The organism is Pseudomonas sp. PS01299 (genome assembly GCF_029960145.1).
In the GTDB taxonomy this organism is placed as follows: domain Bacteria; phylum Pseudomonadota; class Gammaproteobacteria; order Pseudomonadales; family Pseudomonadaceae; genus Aquipseudomonas; species Aquipseudomonas putida_A.
Window position 1 is genome coordinate 1 of sequence record NZ_JASCPO010000481.1, and the last position, 1,285, is coordinate 1,285.

The 1,285-nt window shown below is 61.0% G+C and carries 1 protein-coding gene; it reads right to left on the reverse strand.

Features of this window, described 5'->3' with window-relative positions:
* Positions 1-141: 141 nt before the first annotated feature.
* Positions 142-1,182 carry a GTP-binding protein gene (locus QMX91_RS31135; protein WP_210557772.1) on the reverse strand — a complete coding sequence of 347 codons (1,041 nt, stop codon included), beginning with the start codon at positions 1,180-1,182 and terminating at the stop codon, positions 142-144.
* Positions 1,183-1,285: the final 103 nt, after the last annotated feature.

Consider the following 1,285-nt stretch of genomic DNA (forward strand, 5'->3'; position numbering starts at 1 on the left):
AAAGCGTTGTGTCAGTCGACATCACTGTGCAATGACCCACCGCATTCGCGAGCAAGCCCGCTCCCACATGTTCTGCGCCAGGCGAAAGAACATCAGTCATTCGTGCTGCGAAGCCGCCATCCACCGGCTCCGAGGCCTTGTTCAGCCTGCCAGGCAGGCGGCAAAGCCCTGGTTTAGCGCCGCACGGTCCAGGTCGCGGCCGATGAACACGATCTTGCTCGAACGGGGCTCCGTACCCCAGGCGGTCGAGGCGCGGAATTCCACCAGGCTGTGCACGCCCTGCAGCACATAGCGCTGGTCTTCGTTGGCCACGGCGAGCACGCCTTTCATGCGATAGAGGTTGTCGGCCTGGGACGAGCGCAGCTCGCTGATCCAGCGGTGGAACGCCATCAGGTTGACCGCGCCGTCGACGGCGATGCCCACCGATGACACGCTCGGATCGTGTTCGTGGTCTTCTGATTCATGGTGGTGGTCATGGTCGTGATGCTCAGGTTCCGCGCCGATTTCCATAAGCTTCTGCGTGCACTCGAACGCACCGATGCCGAGGATTTTCGTCAGGTCGATCTGCGCGTGGGTGGAGGTCACCAGATCTGCGGTGGCGTTCAAACCACGGATCTTGCCGCGCAGAATGTCCACCTCTTCAGGGCTGACCAGATCGACCTTGTTGATGACGATGCGGTCGGCGCAGACGATCTGATCCACCGCCTGATTGTCGACGCCATCCAGTTGCAGATCCTCCAGGTGCTGGGCGATGTGCCTGGCGTCGACCATGGTCACGATCGCGTCGAGTTCGACTTCTTCGGCAATGGGGTCATTGATGAAAAAGCTCTGCGCCACCGGGTACGGATCGGCGAGGCCGCTGGTCTCGATGAGGATGTGATCGAGGCGCACCGGACGCGCCACCAGCTCGCGGACGATGCGCACCAGGTCCTCACGAACCTCGGCGGTACAACACACGCAGCCGTTGACCATTTCGTAGATCTCTTCGGTCTCGGAGCTGAGCACCAGATCGCCGTCGATGCCGACCTCGCCGAACTCGTTTTCGATCACGGCAATCTTGCGCCCGTGGTTTTCCTTGAGGATGTAGTTGAGCAGGGTGGTTTTGCCGGCGCCGAGGAAGCCGGTGAGGATGGTCACGGGGATTTTGGTGTTGGGGGTTGGGGCGTTGAAGGGGGTGTTCATATGCAGCTCCTTGATGGACGCGGATTTGCTTTGGGTGGGAGCGGGCTTGCTCGCGAATGCGGCGGTTCAGCCACCATCATTGTTGAATGACCCACCGCATTCG